The organism is Nostoc sp. DedQUE05 (genome assembly GCF_034530955.1).
Classification (GTDB): domain Bacteria; phylum Cyanobacteriota; class Cyanobacteriia; order Cyanobacteriales; family Nostocaceae; genus Nostoc.
This window is the reverse complement of the sequence record NZ_JAVRCB010000014.1, coordinates 20,621-39,816: the sequence shown is the minus strand read 5'-3', so window position 1 is coordinate 39,816 and position 19,196 is coordinate 20,621. Positions and strand designations below refer to the sequence as shown.

Annotated in this window: 14 protein-coding genes; 6 read left to right on the top strand and 8 right to left on the bottom strand. The window is 39.6% G+C overall.

From position 1 onward, the window contains the following. Nucleotides 1–289: 289 nt before the first annotated feature. On the bottom strand, nucleotides 290–490 hold the full coding sequence (locus RMZ42_RS12435; RefSeq protein ID WP_104908368.1) for a heavy-metal-associated domain-containing protein: 201 nt from the start codon (nucleotides 488–490) through the stop codon (nucleotides 290–292). 900 nt (nucleotides 491–1,390) lie between these two features. On the opposite strand from RMZ42_RS12435, the gene RMZ42_RS12430 reads away from it, so the two are divergent. After that, entirely contained in the window at nucleotides 1,391–1,654 is a 264-nt protein-coding gene (locus tag RMZ42_RS12430; protein WP_069070640.1) for a DUF3146 family protein, read from the top strand. A gap of 79 nt (nucleotides 1,655–1,733) precedes the next feature. On the opposite strand, the gene RMZ42_RS12425 is transcribed toward RMZ42_RS12430, so the two are convergent. The 3 genes from RMZ42_RS12425 to ntcA all read right to left on the bottom strand — a co-directional run bounded on the left by RMZ42_RS12425 (nucleotide 1,734) and on the right by ntcA (nucleotide 4,640). Further along, nucleotides 1,734–2,186, bottom strand: coding sequence for a resolvase (locus tag RMZ42_RS12425; RefSeq protein ID WP_322671733.1), 453 nt, complete (start codon nucleotides 2,184–2,186; stop codon nucleotides 1,734–1,736). Nucleotides 2,187–2,309: 123 nt separating this feature from the next. Next, the gene (locus tag RMZ42_RS12420) at nucleotides 2,310–3,800 is read right to left on the bottom strand and encodes a DUF3084 domain-containing protein (RefSeq protein WP_322671732.1); all 1,491 of its coding nucleotides are present in this window, start codon (nucleotides 3,798–3,800) and stop codon (nucleotides 2,310–2,312) included. A 168-nt stretch (nucleotides 3,801–3,968) separates the two neighbouring features. Continuing rightward, on the bottom strand, nucleotides 3,969–4,640 hold the full coding sequence (ntcA, locus tag RMZ42_RS12415) for a global nitrogen regulator NtcA (RefSeq protein WP_017652326.1): 672 nt from the start codon (nucleotides 4,638–4,640) through the stop codon (nucleotides 3,969–3,971). A gap of 379 nt (nucleotides 4,641–5,019) precedes the next feature. Here ntcA and fabI point away from each other — a divergent pair, with 379 nt between their 5' ends. The 5 genes from fabI (at nucleotide 5,020) to RMZ42_RS12390 (ending at nucleotide 12,183) form a co-directional block, all read left to right on the top strand. Further along, nucleotides 5,020–5,796, top strand: coding sequence for an enoyl-ACP reductase FabI (fabI, locus tag RMZ42_RS12410; RefSeq protein WP_322671731.1), 777 nt, complete (start codon nucleotides 5,020–5,022; stop codon nucleotides 5,794–5,796). A gap of 81 nt (nucleotides 5,797–5,877) precedes the next feature. After that, nucleotides 5,878–6,519, top strand: coding sequence for an imidazoleglycerol-phosphate dehydratase HisB (gene hisB / locus RMZ42_RS12405; RefSeq protein WP_322671730.1), 642 nt, complete (start codon nucleotides 5,878–5,880; stop codon nucleotides 6,517–6,519). A 497-nt stretch (nucleotides 6,520–7,016) separates the two neighbouring features. Beyond that, nucleotides 7,017–8,000 carry an ABC transporter ATP-binding protein gene (locus RMZ42_RS12400; protein WP_322671729.1) on the top strand — a complete coding sequence of 328 codons (984 nt, stop codon included), beginning with the start codon at nucleotides 7,017–7,019 and terminating at the stop codon, nucleotides 7,998–8,000. 498 nt (nucleotides 8,001–8,498) lie between these two features. After that, entirely contained in the window at nucleotides 8,499–9,968 is a 1,470-nt protein-coding gene (locus RMZ42_RS12395; RefSeq protein WP_322671728.1) for an SLBB domain-containing protein, read from the top strand. Between the two features lie 829 nt (nucleotides 9,969–10,797). Further along, entirely contained in the window at nucleotides 10,798–12,183 is a 1,386-nt protein-coding gene (locus tag RMZ42_RS12390) for a choice-of-anchor Q domain-containing protein (protein WP_322671727.1), read from the top strand. A 263-nt stretch (nucleotides 12,184–12,446) separates the two neighbouring features. Here the strand turns inward: RMZ42_RS12390 and RMZ42_RS12385 are convergent, their stop codons facing one another. The 4 genes from RMZ42_RS12385 to RMZ42_RS12370 all read right to left on the bottom strand — a co-directional run bounded on the left by RMZ42_RS12385 (nucleotide 12,447) and on the right by RMZ42_RS12370 (nucleotide 19,127). Further along, nucleotides 12,447–14,675 carry a GumC family protein gene (locus RMZ42_RS12385; protein WP_322671726.1) on the bottom strand — a complete coding sequence of 743 codons (2,229 nt, stop codon included), beginning with the start codon at nucleotides 14,673–14,675 and terminating at the stop codon, nucleotides 12,447–12,449. A gap of 649 nt (nucleotides 14,676–15,324) precedes the next feature. Further along, the gene (locus RMZ42_RS12380) at nucleotides 15,325–16,521 is read right to left on the bottom strand and encodes a glycosyltransferase family 4 protein (protein ID WP_322671725.1); all 1,197 of its coding nucleotides are present in this window, start codon (nucleotides 16,519–16,521) and stop codon (nucleotides 15,325–15,327) included. 276 nt (nucleotides 16,522–16,797) lie between these two features. Next, nucleotides 16,798–17,970: an O-antigen ligase family protein gene (locus tag RMZ42_RS12375; protein ID WP_322671724.1), complete on the bottom strand. Its 1,173-nt coding sequence runs from the start codon at nucleotides 17,968–17,970 to the stop codon at nucleotides 16,798–16,800. Nucleotides 17,971–18,023: 53 nt separating this feature from the next. After that, a complete protein-coding gene (locus RMZ42_RS12370) occupies nucleotides 18,024–19,127 on the bottom strand; it encodes a glycosyltransferase family 4 protein (RefSeq protein ID WP_322671723.1) in 1,104 nt (367 codons plus the stop codon). Nucleotides 19,128–19,196 lie beyond the last annotated feature (69 nt).

Here is a 19,196-nt window from a genome sequence, read left to right as displayed (position 1 = left end):
GGAAACCAAAAATCCAGTTCCCTCCCCTTTACAAGGGGAGGGTTAGGGTGGGGTAAAAAATATTTAATACATCAATCATGACTTTTCAAACATCCTCTTAGTGAAATTAATTATTATTGATACTTACCAATATTTATAGCCGTTTGCCATGCTATCAGAGTAGGAATAGTTGCGATCGAGTAAAGTAATATATTAACATTTACGCCCGTCAAACGGACGTAAATATCATTAAGTAATTGTGCTGGCTAAATTATTTCCTCTAAATTTATTAGGAAATTTAGAAATTTAATTAATAGCCCTCTATAGTATAACCAGCAGATTGAACCATCTGTTTAATTGATTCTTCAGAAGCCGCAGCATCTACAGTTACGGTTTTAGTATCAACGTTCACATCTACTTTGGCATCAGATTCCATAGTCAGAATAGATTTAGTTATTTTCTTAGCGCACTCATCACCTTTAATATCGGGAACTTTCAATTTAATTGCCATTACTTACCTCATTACGTAAACTGAAATTTACATTTAATAAATATAATATCTATTTTGAGAGTGAGGGCACATCTTACTTGAGTTAGGGAATTGAGCATCACATAAATAGTAATAACTAATAGTTCTACCTAAATCGTTTTTGACAAACTATTGAAGCAGTCAAACTAAATGAAATGCTAAAATATATAAAGTTATTTATGAAAATCCACTTAGAAACCACTAACTTTTAAAAAGCCTTTTTTAGTTTGTGATGAGGACTCCACAAGACATTCTCCCTACTTTTTTAGGCATTGGTGTTAGAGATAGTTATTTTAGTAAGACTACCCAATCGTATAAGAGTCTATGCGTAATTCACAAAATCTTTTTATCTGTAGTTTTTAATTTATTGTATGCTTCAGATACTTTTGCCCAACATTTGAAGTACATATAGATTCAAAAAACAGCTATCTTGCGGCATAAATATATTGTGGGTTCCCAACAAAAACTTTCAGCGACATAATTATGATACGAGTGTTAGACACTGCTTAATTTGGGTATTTACGCTAGAGACTGCTTCACATTGCGAGTGGGAACGATTCCTGAAATGTACCAGTAGTTGAAATGCGATCGCTAGAAGCAACGAAAAAATTAGCATTTCTCGTTTGATTTATTTTCCAATATCTATGACGAACTATGACCCTCGAAGTAAAACTCGCTAACGCTTCTCTAGGAGAGGCTACGCCTAATTTGCTTACGCTATCGGTGGCGCAACTCCAGGATGCTGAAGTCATCTTACTCATAAACACAACCTAGTTAACTACAAATACCCACTTTGTCAGTTTGTCTAATTGAGATATGTTTGGTAAATAAAATAAGTAGCCTAGATCATCGGCTGTTATTCCACACTTGACATAAAGCATTGTGAGTGCAAAACGTCTGCCAGAAACCATTGCCCATGTCAGAATTACCCGCCAATCCTGGCAACACGGCTTCCTTGAGGGTGAAGTGAGTGCGGGTGAGTTTGAGTGGCATTTCCAGTGGCATTTTCGTCGGGGAGAACTTGCCGTCAAGCCTTCCCAAGGTCGCGCCTTAATCAAAGAACCTCTGGGTCGATTCTTAGAGCAACAAGATTACCAGCTAGAGCCTGGAGGAGACTATGCTTTTACGATTCGGGCGGAACTTTAAAAGTTTGGAGTTATTCAATTTTGGATTCTGGATTGAAGAAAAAAGTATTCGACTGAGCGCTCACGCCGAAGTCTAAAATCTAAAATTGGCTGGTTGCTGATTCAGTGAGGCGATTTAAGTATCTTTCGATTAAAAGGATGGCAACAATGTCATCTATGGGTCTTGGAGGCTGTCGTAGACCCTGTGGCAATAGCTTGATTAGCCCTTTGGGCGGGAACATTTGCCAATAGCGATCGCGTGCTTCTAAGGTTGTGTAGCGCTCATCTACTAAAATAATACTCAACGGTTCTGTCAATTCTTGATATAATCTCTGTCTCCACTGTTTGGCTGTAGTTTGGTCGCCCATGACCATCAAAGAGATCGGAAACCTTTGGCGCAGTGTCTCAATGCTAGCGATCGCCTCTTTTGCTAACACGACTTGATGATAATACAGTTGCCGATCCAGTCCCATCACCCCTAAACCACACTTATCTCGACCTGGATCGAACCCCAAGATGACTGGTTGTGTTGGTGAAAATTCACGGAAATTCATAATTAATTAAAAATTAAAAATGTTCGCATAGTATCTGCTAAATAAAAAATGCAGCTACAGCAATTATTTTGACTGCTGCTCAATATGTTTAAATCTTACTAATAACAGTGTGCAAATAATTTTTTAAGTACTAAAAATAATTTTTCCGTTAACTATTGCTACCAATTTTACTCTCAATGGCCCGGCTGTATAAGTATCCTCTGCTGCGATCGCTTTGATCTCCAAAAGTTGATTATACTGTCTTAATTGGCTGACAAAGCGCAGAAAAGTCCCCTCTACTTGCACATTTTCGACAATTCCGGCATTACGGGCACGAAATTGGGAAGCAGAAATCAGTATTTCTAGCCGCTGCTGTAACTGATAAGATGTCATGGTTTGGGAATCAGCAGTAGTCGTGGCTAACACCGTGCCTCCCGAAAAAACCAGTTGATTCTGGGCTGTATCCGCAAAAAATTCGATCTGCTTTTCTCCCCTGACGTAATTACCAGCAGAAAAAATTCGCACGACGTATTCTTTACCATCGCCAATTTGCTTGCTTAATTGATCGACCCTATCCTGGGTCACGCGCAGCAGTTCTAAGTTTGCCGAATTTGCACCAGGTTCGCTTAATTCGAGGTTGGCGTTGCGATTGGCTTCTTGTAAAAGTTGTACCACTGCTTGACGAGCAGCGGCAGGTTGAGTAACACGAATTACAGCAGCGGACAGAACTTGACCGCGAACTAAGGCCAGCTTACCCAAACGCAGGTCGCGGTAGGACTGATAATATTTTTCCAGTCTGGCAACTTCCTGTTCTAGTTCCTCCTGTTGTGCTTCCAATTCTTTGAGGCGCGATTCCCGTTTGGTAATCACTTGCTCTCGTGCTGCAACTTCTACGTTACGCTTTTGAATCAGTTGATCCAGTTGAGCAATTTTTTGATCGCGCGCTTCTATCGCTTCTTGACGGTTAGCAAGTTCGCGATCGCGTTTTTCAATTGCTGTTTTGGCTTCGTCAATGGCTGTTTTCGCTTCTGCATATAGTCTTTGACGTTCTGTCTTCAAGAGTTCAACTGCCGCCTGTAGCTGTTTTCTCTGATTGGAAACGCTTTGCAACTCAGCTATGGCTTTTTGGTACTGAGTTACAACTTGTCCTAGCTGGCCTTGAGTGCGTTGGAGTTGAGTTTGAGTTTGAGCTTGTTGACTAATGGTACGGTTCAGCTGGGCTTGCGTTTCCCTCTGTTTAGCATTTGCCGCCTGCAAGGATTGATTAATTGCCTGCAAGTCTTGTTGTGCCTTTGCTTGAGCAATTCTTGCTTGGTTTAGCTCGCTTTCTACCTGACTTTTCTGCGTTTCTGCGGTTTTTAGCTGTTCTCGCTTCTGTCTGAGGTCTGTTTGAATATCTTCTAACTCAAAGACTCCTTTTCGCAAACCTTCGTCGGCAGCGAATAAAATCCCTAAAGTGGATGCTGAAATCAAACCACCAGTAAAAATTGTTACTAGTACGGCGGTGTTTTTTGGACGAAGCTTAAAAAGTGAGAGGCGGGCTTTGCCAACTCGTGTGCCGATGCGATCGCCCACGGTGGCAATTACGCCTCCCAGAATCAAAATTGCTGCGATGAGGATGTATCCGGTGGTCATCTTTAGCTACCGAAATCCTTCCTGATACAGCCTACTACTTTTAAGCATTGTCTGGAAAGAAGTGGAAATTGGCAATAGCTGAAATTATTCAATTTTAGATTTACCTCTAGCTATTAGTGTCATTTTTCAAAATAGAACACGCGCCGATTCCCCTTTCTCCAATTGTTTTTATGTGAACTGTCTACTTAAGGTAACAGGTTTATGCACAGTAATCTTCTTTTTGTGGATAGAAATCATTTTTTTCTCACGCAAATCTCCCAGTAGCCTAGTAACGGTAACACGAGTTGAACCAATTGCCTCTGCGATCGCTTGATGAGATAATTTCAAATCAATTGTGATCCCATCTGCACAAGGAACGCCAAAATCCCGACAAAGAATTAACAAAAAACTCACCAACCTAGAACCCATATCTCGGTGAGCAAGAGTTTCAATCATCATCTCTGTTTGTAAAATGCGCGAAGACAGACCTCGCAGCATTAACATTGATAATTCTGGATTTTCCTTGAGTGCTTGTTCCACTTGTTCAATTGGTGCTGACAGTAATTCCGCAGGCGTAAATGCAACCGCATGGTAAAACCGATCCGACTTATTTCCTGTCAGCAATGACAATACACCAAAAACACTATTTTCCCGCAGCAACGCTACCGTTATTTCCTCTCCTGCCTCGTACACCCTGGAAAGTTTAACAGCACCTTTCAAAAGAAAATAAACTCGTTCGGCAGGATCGCCAGGAAAAAAGATCGTTTTATTGCGTTCAAACGTTTCCACAACTGGCGGAAACGCCCCGGTCGCCATCTGACGAAAAACATTTGCTAGGGCTTTATCTTGTGTCACGATCATCTCCCTTCCCCTACCCAATGCCGGAAAAACAAAAACTGATTACCTAAGAATACACCCGAAAAATGAATAAAGCACCGTCAACCTTTCTGTACTTTCCTATACTCCAACTAATCTCTTCATAACTCTTTGTTTATAATGATACATAATTGTTGATCCTTTCAGCTACTAATTGTTGATAAGTACTTCCAATAGCTATATTCAAAAGGTTTTTTGAAGAACAAATAAAGATATCTTGAGAATATCTTTATAAAAAATCAAGGTTTTTGTCACAGCAAACACCCTTAGCAATATTCATTTTTGTCAAGCCTGTATAAAACAAAGACAAAACGTGCCTCAGATTCTAGTATGCTCCTAATGATCGATCGCATTAACAATTTATATGCTAAATCTGACTGGAAAAAATGCCCTTGTTACAGGTATTGCCAATAACCGCTCGATCGCTTGGGGCATCGCCCAACAACTGCACAAAGCTGGAGCAAACCTGGGTATTACTTACCTGCCGGATGAACGCGGCAAGATGGAGAAAAAAGTCGCGGAGTTGGTAGAACCTCTTAACCCCAGCTTATTTCTTCCCTGTAATGTCCAAGATGAAGACCAAATTAAATCTACCTTTGAGACAATTCGCGAACAGTGGGGAAAGCTAGATATCCTCATCCATTGTCTGGCTTTTGCCAGCAAAGACGATTTAAGTGGAGATTTTAGCCAAACCTCTCGTTCTGGCTTCAACACCGCCTTAGAAATTAGTACTTACTCACTAGTGCAATTAAGTGGTGCAGCGAAACCTTTGATGACAGAGGGAGGTAGTATCGTCACCCTGACATATTTAGGTGGTGTTAGGGCAATCCCCAACTACAATGTTATGGGAATTGCTAAAGCGGGTTTAGAAATGAGTGTGCGTTACCTGGCTGCTGAACTAGGGCCGCAAAATATTCGCGTGAATGCCATCTCCGCAGGCCCCATCCGTACATTGGCATCTTCAGCAGTGGGTGGAATTTTGGATATGATTCATCATGTAGAAGAAGTAGCTCCCCTACGACGCACCGTCACTCAGCTAGAAGTAGGCAACGCTGCGGCTTTCTTGTGTAGTGATTTGTCCAGTGGGATTACCGGACAAATTCTATATGTAGATGCAGGATATGAAATTATGGGAATGTGACGCGATAAAGTTAGGAGTTAGGAGTTATGAGTTATGAATTTTTAACTCCTAACTTCTAACTCCTAACTCTTTTCACTCCCCATGCAAACAACCAATCGCCAAGTTAATTCAAACTACGATCGCCTAACTGAAACTTCTCGGATTGCCACTGTTCACCGCACTACTGGTGAAACTGATGTGCAAGTTACCATCAACCTGGATGGTAGAGGAACTTGCACAGCAGGAACAGGCATTCCGTTTTTGGATCATATGTTGCATCAAATTGCCTCCCACGGGTTGATTGATATAGATGTCCAAGCCAAGGGAGACTGGGAAATTGATGACCATCACACCAATGAAGATGTAGGCATTACTTTAGGGCAAGCTTTCAACCAAGCACTAGGCGACAGAAAAGGCATTGTCCGCTTTGGTAATTTTCTTGCACCACTGGATGAAGCCTTAGTTCAGGTAGCGCTAGACTTTTCTGGACGGCCTCACCTCAGCTACGGCTTGCAAATTCCTACTCAGAGGGTAGGAACATATGACACCCAACTGGTGCGAGAATTTTTTGTAGCTTTGGTGAACCATAGCCAAATGACACTGCACATTCGGCAACTGGATGGTATTAATTCCCATCACATTATTGAAGCGACATTTAAAGCCTTTGCAAGAGCAACACGGCAGGCGGTAGAAATTGACCCCCGACGTGCTGGCTTTATTCCCAGTTCTAAGGGAGTTCTATGACAGGAGTCAAATTGAATATTGGGATTAGGCATTGAGCATTGGGCGAATGGCACTAAGAAAAGATAAAACCCCTGCTAGGGCTGGGTGTTGGGGGTAGGGTGTAGGGTGTAGGGAAAAAGTAAGAAAAGTACAATCCTCGTGCGAACATCAATGAACTTCTTGCTCACTACACCCCACACCCCACACCCCACACCCAAAAGCCTTACGAATAATAGGTTTGCCGTTAACAAGCGTGCCATGCGGCATTGGGCATTGGGCACTTGTACTGAGTTTCGACTGCGCTCAACTACCGCGTAGTCGTAAAGCCTGCGGCATAGCTACGCTTCGGGCGCAGCCTCTTCAAGAGTTGTATTCGGCATTGGGAAAACTATACCCTTGTCCTCCCAATCCCCACTCACCAGTTTGAGCTAATTGACACACTCGTTTGTGATGGTTATTATCAGCCTACTGGGTAATTTTTAATTAATACCAAGCTGATAAATAGTGATTTAACCGAGATGAAGTCTGTTGCAGATGACCCTAATTCTCAACTTAATACGACAGACACTCCGCCAGTAGTCCTAACTTCTGAGTTGCGAAAAGTCTATCGCACTGGTTTTTGGCTAAATCAAAAAGTCGTATCTCTCAAAAACTGTTCTTTAACGGTTTACAAAGGCGAAACCTTTGGGTTGTTGGGGCCTAATGGCGCTGGTAAAACCACCCTTTTAAAATTATTGCTGGGAATTATTCATCCTACCTCTGGACGGGGATTATTATTGGATAAGCCAATAGGCGATCGCAGTGTTAAGCAACATATTGGCTATCTGCCAGAAAATCCCTATTTGTATGACTATCTCACTGGTTGGGAGTTTTTACAGCTTGCTGCTGGGTTATTCCAAATTCCCCAAAGTGTCCAACGCCAGCGCATTCCCCAACTATTGGAATTAGTCGGTTTATCCCAAGCTGATGCCCGTAAAAAGCTTTTGCGCCGCTATTCCAAAGGAATGCTCCAGCGTGTTGGTATGGCACAGGCGCTAATTAACGAACCAGATTTGGTTTTTCTAGATGAACCAATGTCTGGTCTCGATCCGGTGGGACGCTACCAAATGCGAGAAATTATTCTGGCGCTCAAAGCTGCTGGTAAGACGATTTTTTTCAACAGCCACGTTCTTAGTGAAGTAGAACAGATTTGCGATCGCATTGCCATCCTCGCTCAAGGTGAACTAATTTGCTCTGGTTCGCTCAATGAACTCTTAGGCATAAATCACACATATCAAGTAAAAGGTCAAGGTGGTGACTGGGAAATTCTCAAAAAATGGATACCCACTCTCATATTTGAGCCTGATGGTTCCTGGCACGGTACATTACAAGATGGTTACTATGATTTTCTTGCCAGTCTTCGTCTTATGGAAGGTAAAATTATCGCCATTAACTTGTCACGTCAATCCTTAGAAGAATTTTTTATTCAACAGATCCAAAGAAAAAACAACCCATTGAATTAGTCTTGTTGCTAAGTAGTAAATTGTCTACTGGCTTGAAGAACAAAACCCAAAATTCTGCCTTTTTGAGTTCTCTTTGCCAACGCAATCCACAAAAAATAAAATTCCGACATCTTTTCAAGGTTATTTGTATTTATTTAATGAACTCGTTCCTAATTTTAGTAGTCCTTTACTACTCATCGCAGATTTTAAATGTCATCAAATTAACTCTGACAATAAAAATTTATTCGTGACTACTTGATTGTTAGCTAACAGATAATTTATTGTAGAAACTGGGTTTATTGGCGTAAATCTTATGTTTTTTGATATTACTCTATTCAAGCAACATTAAATTTAAGCTAACTTCACTAAAAATTTAACTTCAATAAACAAATTTCCTCCGGAAAATCACACTTTTCTAGGAAAATAAGAGTGTCGGGGAACATGAATACTTAGGTATAGTCAAAATAAAAATGTTTAGACAGTACTTTATTGATTGTAGTTTCAGAGTCTCAAGTAAATATGCTTAACAAAAGTTTGTCTAAATTCCTAATTCAGCCAGCTGTAGGTATGGCTTTGTTAACTGCTGTCAATGCCGCTGTGTCATCTGCCAGTCTAGCTCAGGGACAACCATTACCACCAACAACACAACCACCAATTACACAAACACAATTAGATACTAATTATTCATTAGGAGGCGGCGATCTCATCCGTGTAAATGTATTTGAAGTACCTGAATATACAGGTGAATACCAAATTCCCCCCGGTGGAGCAATCAACCTACCTTTAATTGGCAGTGTATCGGTATTAGGGCTAACAACTGAACAAGCTTCTGACGAAATAGCTAGAAGATATGCTCGCTTCCTCAAACGCCCCTTAATCTCAGTCAATCTCTTGTCTCCTCGTCCCATCAATATTTTTGTTGCTGGAGAGGTGACACGTCCTGGAGCTTACACTCTAAACTTGAGCGGAGGCGCCGGGAACAATCCAGGCGTACAATACCCCACTGTATTAGCCGCATTAACAACAGCGCAGGGGGTGACTTTAGCTGCGGATGTGACTCAAGTTCAATTACGGCGTAGAATAGGACGTTCTTCAGAGCAAGCTGTCACCCTCAATTTGAAAGAACTCATTCAAACAGGCAAGTTATCGCAGGATATTACCTTGCGGGATGGAGACACTATAGTTGTGCCAACAGCAACCAACTTCAACGTCGCAGAATCTCGCAATATATTTGCATCCAACTTTGCCGCCAGTCAAACCACACCCCGCACAGTAACAATTATTGGTGAAGTTAACCGTCCTGGTTCGTATCTTGTCACCCCAGGTAATACAGATAGCCAAGTGGGCGCAACCCCTAACAGTGGCACTGCCAGTCCCACTGGTTTACCAAATGTGACACGAGTAATTCAATTAGCTGGCGGGATTACAGCACAAGCTGATGTGCGTAATCTCAAGCTACGCCGACCTACAAGAACTGGCTCAGAACAATCTATAGATATTAATCTTTGGCAACTGTTACAGAGTGGTGATGCCAATCAAGACATCATTGTGCAAGACGGAGATACAATTGTTATTCCGACGGCAACTGAAATTAACCCCGCAGAAGCGACTCAATTAGCTACCACTACTTTGTCTCCTACACGAATTCAGGTTGGTGTGGTAGGCGAAGTTAAAAAACCAGGCCTAACAGACGTTCAACCAAATAGTTCTTTAAATCAAGCTATACTCGCTGCTGGCGGATTTAATGATGCCAGAGCTAGTAGTAGTGCTGTTGATTTAATTCGCCTCAACCCTAATGGTTCTGTCACTAAACGTATAGTAAAAGTGGATTTCTCGGCTGGGATTAATGAGCAAACTAATCCCATACTCCGCAATAATGACGTTGTAGTAGTCAACCGATCTGGTTCAGCTAAGACTGGCGATACCGTCAACACCATAACTGGACCTCTAGGTGTTATCTTTAATCTTTTGAACTTATTCGGACTTTAGTTTAAAAGATAGATGCAAATTGGGGACGTTAGCCAACCCTCTTCGTCCCTAAAATTGCACTATCCTTTAATCAAAAGCAAGTTACACATAACAAACGCTTCACAAGACATTGCTTCTTCCAACTTGCGTTTTCTAAATGCTGTGATACTTGTTAATACAAGTCTGCTATAAATACTCTGACAGCCGCTCTCTTCTGATTTGCCAATGTTCTAAGCTATCTGACCACTTTTATATATCCGTCATTATAATAATTTTAAGTAATATTACCTATAAAAAAATACTGTAAACTTTAAAACTCTCACTGTAAATTCATAATGTGCATTGATAGGCTTTTGAAATCTTTATTGTAGGTACTCGGATTTCTTATGATAATGAGAATATTTTAGAAAGCAGATTTCGTAAATACTAGTTCATCACTGATTTTTAGTCATTCAGTGATTCTTATTATCATAAGAATTATTTAAGTAAATCAACTAATTGATGACAGATATACTATTTTAACCACAGATACCGCGTATACACAGTAGAATGATGTCGAATTGGAAATGACGCCATTTGTACGGTTGCTTGGTGTTCATGAATAGGGTAACTCTGGATACTGATATTTTTATTCAGTGACTTTATCAGATGTTTGCAATTTTTTGGAACACAAGCTCGAAAGGTGGTTCAGCCATATTTACGCGAAAATGCGCAGGTTTAAACCTATAAAACCGTGTATAAACTTACAAGTGGCAGTGATACGACCGTATCCAATACTGGGTTATTAACTAAGGCTAGAGTTACTAACCGTTAACGATTGAGTTTTTGCAACATACCCTATTTTTTCCCTATGATGATTCATGGTTTCGGTTTTCTCAGTTTGAGCGCATCTCTTGTACTTCCCTGGGGATTAACAGGTCTGGTTCAAGGGCAGAGAATAACAGAGTCTTTCTTTAAAGATGTTCCTCAGCCATCCACTATTCAGGAAACACCACTACCTAACCGCAAGTTGATCAGTGGTATTTCAACTGGGACAACATACTATGTTAGTGGTAACGGAAACGACAGAAATAGCGGACTTTCTACCTCATCCGCTTTTAGAACACTTCAAAGGGCAGCAAACCTGACTAATCCTGGCGACACGGTACTTATTATGAACGGGCAATACAAAAATGGGCCCAAAAACGGTGCTGTACTAAGTATTAAACGTTCTGGAACTGCAAATGCATGGATTAAATATAAAGCATATCCTGGGCATTTTCCAAAAATTCAGCACAATACGTGGAATGGTATCTCGATTTCAAATGGAGCTTCATACATCGAGATTAACGAGCTGGAGGTTATAGGGAACAATGCTAATATCACCCGTAATTATGCGTTAAGTCAGAAATATAACACATCAAATCAGCTTACTAGCGGAAATTGCATAAGCATTGATGGAGGAAACAAAGGCCGTTCTCATCATATAAATATTCTAAACAACAAAGTGCATGATTGTGGAGGAGCAGGTATCTCAGCAATCCAAGCTGATTATGTGAAAGTGGATAATAACACTGTTTTCAATAACGCTTGGTACACAGTTCATGGTTGCAGTGGCATTTCCCTGCTTAATAATTGGAGTTCTGACAACAAGCAGGGATACAAGATATTTGTGACCAATAACAGAAGCTACAATAATCGAATGTACGTTCCTTGGATTGGTTCCGGAACGATTTCAGACGGTAATGGTATTATTGTTGATGTTTCAAAAGGATATAGAGGACGGATTTTAATTGCAAACAATCTCACCTACAATAATGGCGGTTCAGGTATTCATTCCCATGATAGTCAGCATATCGATATTATCAACAACACGGCATATTTGAATCAGCAAAGTCCAGAAGTTAAAAAAAAGGGAAAAGGCGAAATTTATGCGGGTTATTCGTCTGATGTCAAAATTTTCAATAACATTATGTATCCTTCCCCTGGTAATGTTGCGAATAGCAATATGAAAAATGTCAACGTCAGTTATAACTACAATGTTTATCGTAATAATTCGACAATCAAGATTACAGGGCCTAACGATATGATTGCAGATCCACAGTTTGTTAATGCCTCGGCTCGTGACTTTAGATTGAAATCAACAAGTCCGGCAATTAATAGTGGCTTAAAGTGGAGTAGTTTGAAAACTGATTTTCTAGGCAATCCTCGTGTGTCCGGTTCTGCACCTGATAGAGGAGCATACGAAAATCGGTAGTAGTTAAAAGTATGGCATTGGGTTGTAGGATAAAGTTTTTATTGATATATAGCTTTTGTCTACAACTCAATTCAAGAAGGCCAGCAACAGCCACGAAGCAAAACAGTGAAGATATATCTTATCCGATCTAGGAGCGCTATATAAATAATTCTTAGTCCGGTTAATTACTTATTATTTAAAACTTCTGGCGTCTTTACGTCAGTCTTTATTAATAAATATTTATCCGGACTTGATGTAACTCCTAAAATAATTTTTTAGAAGCTTTATTTCTTCGCCAGTCCCTTAAGCTCTTTTTTCAACTCTCTTGGGTTAAAGTATTCGTGAGAATGATATCGATAACTACTAGATTCATTTTTATCAATGACTCCATTGACTACTAAACCTAGAACGTTGTAATTGGATCTCTCTAATATCTCTTGAGCAGCATTAGCACTGTTGGAATCAATTACTCCGGGTCGGGCTACTAACAAAATACCATCAGTCATTTGGCTTAAAGTCAAAGCATCGGCTGCCAAAAGCAGTGGAGGAGCATCAATAATTACAAAGTCATACTTATACTGGGATGAGAAACTATCAATGAGTGATGCCATCCGTTTTGAGTCAAGCAAAGCAAGTGGGTTGGGAGGCCTAACTCCAGCAGTTAAAACATCAAGGTTGTCCATTACCTTAGATACGGCAATGTTAAATTCAGCCTGACCTACGAGAACCTCACTTAAACCAACTTCATTGGTTAATTGCCAGAGATGATGTTGAGAAGGAACTCGCATATCTGCATCTATTAATAAAACTTGACGTCCTAGTTGAGCGATCGCTGCTGCCAAATTAGCTGAAACTGTAGACTTGCCTTCTTTAGGAATTGCACTAGTTATCACAATGGTTTTAAGCAATTTATCTGAACTTAAGAATTTCAGATTTGCTTGAATCATTCGGTACATTTCACTCGTTAAAGAGTGGGGAGTATCTCTGACGGCAACTGTTTGAGACGTTGATTCTGCATTTGAATCACGGGAACGAAGCTTTTTAACAGACAAAGGAACAATTCCTAGCAAAGTATATCCAAATACATCTCTAATTTCTTTAAGTGTTTTTAGAGATCTATCTCTCATCGCGAGAAAAAGTACAGTTGTGGTAGCAAAAAACAAACCGAACATGACTCCTAGCACCAAAACAATTATTTTTTTGGTTAATGTAGGATCTTCAGGCACTAAAGCCTGAGCAATAATTCGGGAACTAGGGGTATTTGTATTTTCAACTAACTGTAATTCTTGAACCTTTTTCAATAGAGTTTGATAGGTCGATTCTGCAACTTCAACTTTCCGTTCTAACTCCCGCTGGTTTTGAGCCAACTGGGGTATGAGTTTCACCCGCTGTTCATAGCTGGCACGAGAATTATATAGTGACGAGAGTCTTTGAGTTAAGCCAAAACGTTGTATTTCTGATTGCAGAAAGTTTTGTATCAGGCTTTGTCTGAGTTCTCCAATCTGCAATAGGCTCTGGGGAACTTGTGTTTGATTGCCAACAGTCTGACCAACTTGCTGTTGTAGGAGAGATTTTAAATTCGCTTTTTTTGCTTCTAGGTTAATAATTACTGGGTTATCATCTAGAAAACGGCTGCGCTCAACCGCTAACTGCCGATCGGTCTCTTGGAGTTGTGTAAGAATTCCCTGTACTGCTGGTGACTGACTGAGGGCACTCACAGCGATCGCTTCTTGAGAATTTAGCTCTACTTTCTGCCGTAGTTGATTGGTTTGGGCATTTACCTCATCCAGTTGAGCCTTGACAGTATTCATCTCATTGTCTAGATTTCCAATAGTCGCAACAGCTGACCTTGTTTCCTCTGATAAATCTGCAATCTGATGCTTTTGTTTAAATATACGTAGCGCTACTTCTGCATTATTAACAGCAGCTTGAGTTGTAGGAAGTTGCTTGGCCATAAACTGACGAGTCGCTCCTGCCTCAGAGCGATTTGTCAGAATATCATTTTCTAAATAAAACCTCATAATTGTGTTGACTACTGCTGCTGCTTCTTCAGGATTGTGACTTTTATAAGTAATACGCAATACATCTGTCCCACCAACAATTTTTAGGTTCAGGGCTTTTAGTAGTGCTTTCACCTCCAAAGGTTCACCTTCGTTGTCTTTTAGTTGTAGTTTGTCTATTGTCCGTTGTAATAAAGCTGGGGAAGAAATAACTTCTATCTGACTGCTTATGGGATTTTGAGTTGCTACCAATGGTTTCAAATCTCCTGCTTCTCCTCCTTCAGAGGTATCAGGGTAAAGATTATTGCCTGCTACTTTAAAACTGGGAATCCTGAATAACAGTTTTCCTTCTGCTTCATAGTCTGGCTTCAGAAATTGTGTAGATATGGCACTCAGAATAACTGTCGCCACAAATATACTGAAAGCAGGCAACCACCAGCGTTTCAATATCAATAAGTAACGATTAAGGTCTAAATCAATAGATTCTCTAGATTCCATAGATTTTTCTGACATAAATCTTCCAAAGTACAGGTCTTAAGCAAGAAACTCAAAATTGACTTATAACAGTCACAAACCAGTGCAATTGACAATACTGATTATGTATAATTTTACAATATAAAACATAGTATAGACGAATACGGTTCAGTTAAAGCTTAACTCTTTATCGAAATCCTTTTTTTAACGAACCGCCAAAGGCGCAAATAAAAGAAGCAAGAAGTGCTTAAATGAAATGTATTGTAGTATATATTTAAGTGAAAAATTTAGTCCCCATTGAGTGAAATGTGTAACGGTGGTGTGTACCTTTATTGAGCAAAACCTTTGTTAATTTTGGAATTTCAGATGAGTTAACTACGTCCTAACTATAACGACCTTCCCATAAATCAACCCTTTAGTAACAGGAGGTTAAATTAAATTTTTTTTGCATTAGCCATCAACCACTAATATTCATTCACATTTATTTCTGGATTATCAAAGACTTGATTTTTGGCTTGGATATTATACGGCTAGATTCCTTGTCAGATCAACTATCTTAGCCAAAGCCAAAATTTCAAAGTCAAGTAAAAAATCCGTTCTTTAGTCATTTTGTAATTTTGACCATAAACATCTACTCATTAGTCAACTCATTTACTACTCAATATAGTAATTCTGAAAGTTAAAGTAGCTACCTACTTTGCCAAACTTTATCGTAAGCATCTAACAGTTTTGGAGCTTGATATTGCCATTCAAGAATTTCCTCCATTCTACGTCGGCCCTCGGCTCCGATCTTTTGTCTACGTTCAGGAGAATCTAGAAGTTCCAAAATTTTCTCGGCAAATTCTACCTCGTCATTAGGTTTGGCATAAAGAGATGCTTCTTGTGCAGAACGTCTTCCCTCTCGCAAATCAAACTGGACAATTGCTTTTCCCATTGCCATGTATTCAAGGATTTTATTCATAGTGCAGTTTTCGTTATAAGCAGATGTTGGAGAAGGTTCTACACACACGTCGCAGCTGGAAAGCCGCTCTAAAAGTTCTTCACCTTGCTTAAACCCTGTAAATTCTACAAAATCATTCACTTCTAACTCTTTGGATAAGTCCTTGAGCTTTTCTGCCATAGGACCACTACCAATTAGCATAAAGTGAATATCAGAGCGATTTTTTTTGTGGACAATGTAATATACCATTCTTAAGAGATAATCGATACCTTCTGGTTCTCCCATGACACCCATGTAACCTATCAAGTAGTTTCTACCTCTGCGGTAATTGGGGTTTGGAGGCATTCGGCGAAAGCGCGAAAGATCCGGCGCACTACGAACTACAAATACTTTCTCTGGTTTCTTGTGCCCACGCTTAAGAGCTACTTCTCGGTGTGACTCGTTCGTTGAAATTACCATATCTGCTGTAGCATAGGTTAAGCGTTCAGCCCAGCGTAATCCATAATAAAAAATATCGCGCCGACGATACTTAGCTTCATACATTTCTGGACTGAGATCGTGATGATCGAAGATAATAGATATACCATGAAATAATTTAAACCATGCTGCTACCAAGAAAAGTAAATCGGGCGGATTACAAATATGTATGACATCAAAACCACGCTCTCGCCATACCCTTTGAGCTAGACGGAATTGCCAGTTAATCGCCCAACTGTACTCTCGGAGATAGCCAATGACAGAACTTTCTTCCGGTGGTAGAGGGTGACGGTAAATGTGAATCTGCTCAATAATTTCGTAATCTTTTTCAAAGCCATTACCCGTAGGTGAAATTACACTAACTTCATACCCAGCTTTTTGCAAAGTAGTTGCTTCCATCCATACCCGTCTATCAAAGGGAACTGGGAGATTTTCAACAATAATTAATACTTTTTTCGGTGATGCCATAATAATTTCAATTTTTAATTAGTTTAGTCAGTAATTATTCACTCACTCGGAAAAATGGTTGAAACCCTGAATTTATGGGTATAGCCAGGGTAAATGTGAAAGGCTACTTTAGTAAAACACTCAGTCGTCAAGTCTAAAATATACCTTATTTATGGAACTTATATTCAGAACTTGGCGAAACTGGATTAAATAATAAATATGCATATACACATCATGACAGCTATCAGTTTTGCTGTTATTAGCTGGTTACAATTATATTGATTAATCATCTGATTTTTAGATTTTGACTGAGAGAGATGCCGCCACATAGAGTATCCAAGTCAAACTATTTGATTCCATTAAGTTAGACTCAGTGAGGCTAGATAAAAGTATATATGTCATGTGTATAAGTGGCCAAATATCAAATGCTGTTTTGCTACTACGCACCCAAGCAAATCCTTGCAGATAATTGCGCCAAAATCCAAAAAAGAAGACTCCTAAGCCCAAAAGACCCAAATCTAGGCAAAGAGCCAGATATCCATTGTGGGGGTGGCTTGGCGTCCATGCAGCTGCAAGCCAAATATCGGCAGATTCGCCATTCCATCCTTGCCAGAATCCACCATAACCGTAACCAAGCCAAGGATGTTTCCAAATCTTATCAATTACTAATGGCCACAACTCTGTTCGACCCGTCAGCGTCGCATCTTTACCAATTGCATTGAACAGGACATTCGCGTTACTAGACAACCAAAAATATAAGCTTTGGCCGATAGTAGCGATCATTATTAGGGTTGGTACCATGAACTGGTAAGACCAACGCCAAATTTGAAAAGCAAAAAATGTCAATATTATGATTAATAGGTTAACTAAAGATGAACCGGAAGCAGAAAGCCGTAAGAGTAGTATTGACAAGACAAACCCTGCCCAGAAAAGCCAATTACGTCTTTGAGTTTGATAACCAAGTATAAAAAAAGTCATACTACTTGTTACCATTCTTGCTCCCAGACCGTTTTTGTGCGTGAATACTCCACGCCACTTTGAACCATCCAAATCGCTCTGTATTCCGTATTTAGGCAAAGCTATGGCAAAAACAAAACTGAGTATTATAATAATTGCAAAATTCCAAGCAAGTAAATGTAACTGCTGTTTTAAGCTATATCGCGAAGCAAAATATAGTCCAAACAAACTGGAATTAATTAGGGAAAAACTATTTTTTAATGTTGTTGATGGTTCAAAAGACCAAATAATAGAAAAAGCTGACAATAAAATTAAAGAATAAAGCCAAAAGTCTTTCCTAAGGAAATAAAGAGTTTTCTTCCAACGCAAAACTAATAGTACTAAGGTAACTAGGTAGATTAAAGAATAAATAATTCGAATCACAGAGCTATCATATTCTACTAAATCAGTCTGCCCTGCTCCTCCTGACAGTACAACAACAAAAATTGCCCCTGAATACATCAGCAAGCTCAAAATTGTGAATACCTGTTCAGCAAAAATTAGTATTTTCCTCATAAATAAATTAACTAATATTTATTTTGCATATTCAGTTCTTTATAATAAACTTGAACTGTTTGAGCGGCAATATTTGACCAATTTAAATCTTCCTGACAGCGAGCTAATGCCGCAGCTTGCATACGTTGTTGCAAATCGCGATCGCTTAACAAATAAATAATGGCATCAGCTAAAGATTGAACATCACAAGGTGGAACTAACAACCCATCTTTTTTATGCTGAATTATCTCACTTAATCCCCCTACTTCAGAGGCTACAACCAAGGTTCCCATCCCATAAGATAAGGCTGCCACTCCACTTTGAGAGGCTTCTATGTATGGTAGAACTGTTATCGTACTGCGTTGAAATAGATTACTTACTTCTTCAAGGGGGATAAAGTCATTGATAATTTCGTAGTGTTTCTCATCATAACCATTAGGGAAATATTGTTTGATATTTTCTCCCCGTCCAGCGATAATCAGTTTGACTTCAGGTATACGTTCAGCAATTAAAGGCATAGCCTGAAGTAAATATTTCAATCCTTTGTATGGCCAGATGCGGCCAAAAAATAGTAACGTATTTGGATCGCGAGTCTGACTATATTTCTTACCCCGACGCTGATACAAACTACCAAGTTCCCCATGTGGTAAAACATTGACTCGCTCTTGAGGTATACGAAATTGTTCAATTAGAATCTTTTTTAGTTGATGAGTATGAACAATCAATTGTTGGGAACGATAGAAGGCAATACGCCTAGTATACTCTGAACCGAATACAGCCATGCTATCTCCTGGGTGACGGAATATGTCGTGGATAGTTGTCACCAATGGCGGCATTTTGTTGAGTAACAAAGTCCAATCATACCAAGGATCGTTAGTTTCTTGCACATGCAAGATATCCGGCTGTATGTCTTTGATAATACGCATCATCGCGTACATCGACAATAGGTTGCGTGGATCGCGAATCCGTGGTTTTTTAAAGCTAATTACGCGGATGTTGGGATCGAGAACATTGCTACAGACATTTGAAACTTTTTCCGGGTGAATTAGTGTTAAATCAACATATTTAACCAGACTGTTTGCTAATTCAATAGTGTAATCTTCAAAGCTAAAATGTAATAAAGCAACTTTAATCATAATTACAATTATATCCTCCCTCTTAAATTCTTTATTTCATCAGTTTTTATATTTTTTTATTTATGAGTT